Origin of the sequence: Burkholderia sp. Ac-20392 (assembly GCF_017104585.1) — a bacterium.
Taxonomy (GTDB): Bacteria; Pseudomonadota; Gammaproteobacteria; order Burkholderiales; family Burkholderiaceae; genus Burkholderia; species Burkholderia lata.
In genome coordinates, this window is record NZ_JAAGPB010001005.1 from 1 (window position 1) to 1165 (window position 1165).

The 1165-nt window shown below is 71.3% G+C and carries 2 protein-coding genes and 1 pseudogene; all 3 read right to left on the minus strand.

Annotated features, from left to right (window positions below; genetic code table 11):
- Window positions 1-244: ABC transporter substrate-binding protein (locus G3N99_RS40430; RefSeq protein WP_206125219.1), on the minus strand; the 244-nt coding region annotated here is incomplete at its 3' end.
- Between the two features lie 5 nt (window positions 245-249).
- Window positions 250-846 (minus strand): ANTAR domain-containing protein, encoded by a 597-nt coding sequence (locus G3N99_RS40435; protein ID WP_174943043.1) that lies wholly within the window; start codon window positions 844-846, stop codon window positions 250-252.
- Between the two features lie 156 nt (window positions 847-1002).
- Window positions 1003-1165: pseudogene (locus G3N99_RS42275) on the minus strand (uroporphyrinogen-III C-methyltransferase); the annotation flags it as partial.

Consider the following 1165-nt stretch of genomic DNA (forward strand, 5'->3'; position numbering starts at 1 on the left):
TGCCGATCCCGAGCTGCAGCCCGCAGACGAGCCCGTACAGCGCATGCGCGGCGTCGAGTTCGCCGCTCAGCAGCTTGTCGCGCACGGCGGCCCACGACGGCTGGCGGCTGAGTTCGAGCGTGAGGCCGTGCCGCGCGCCGAGGTTCAGGCGCTGCGCGACGATCAGCGGGGCCGCGTCGCTCAGCGCGACGAACCCGAGGCGAAGATGCGCGCGTTCCGGCGCGGCGGGAGAGGAGATATCCATGGCATTCATGACTGGGGTGACGCGTCGAGCAGTTGCCGCGCGACGTCGACGATGCGCAGGCCCTGGTCCATCGCGCGCTTGCGCAGCGCCGCGTAGGCGTCGTGTTCGGACAGCTTGCGCTGGTCCATCAGCAGGCGCTTCGCGCGGTCGATCAGTTTGCGCTCCGCGAGTTCGCGCTCGACGTCGGCCAGCCGGCGGCGCAGCGCGTCGTCGTGCGAGAAACGGGCAAGCGCGACTTCGAGAATCGGTGCGAGGCGCTCGGCCGACAGCCCTTCGACGAGATACGCGCTGACGCCCGCGCCGACCGCCGCGCGGATCAGCGACTGGTTGGCGTCGTGGCTGAACATCAGCACGGGGCGCGGCGCGGTGGCGTGCATCACGGCAAGCTGCTCGAGCGTGTCGCGCGACGGCGAATCGGTATCGATGATCACGACGTCGGGATGCTGTTCCTCGACGGCTGCCGGCAGGCGCGCGGGCGTCGCGACGTCGTTCAGCATTTCGTAGCCGAGGGTCGCGAGTGCATCGCCGAGCTCGCCGATCGGCTTGTCGGTGTCGGTGACGAGCAGCACGCGCAGGCGGGCGGAAGAAGCAGGCGTACTCATGACGCGAACGACGGCGGCGAAATCGTGGCGCGATGGGCGGATCGGGGGCAACGGCCCCGTGCGGTCATCGTGTCGGTGCCGCGCATGGCGGCCCGGCGGCCGGTGCCGCTGTCTTCATGATAGGTGGGCGGTCGGTGCCGCGTGGTGTCGCGCATGCTACGCGGCCCGGGACAAGGCCGTTTCGATCGCGACGCCCGCGGCCGGCACGTGCTGCACGGCTGCTTCGCCGATCGCGCCGCCGACGAGGATCACGGCCGGGCTGCCGAGCCGCGCTTCGTCGATGCCGCGCGCGAGATCGCCGAGCGTGCCGGTCCAGCGG

Coding starts and splice junctions, on each gene's coding strand:
- G3N99_RS40435 (WP_174943043.1), bottom strand. CDS start 846: ATGAGTACGCCTGCTTCTTCCGCCCGCCTGCGCGTGCTGCTCGTCACC.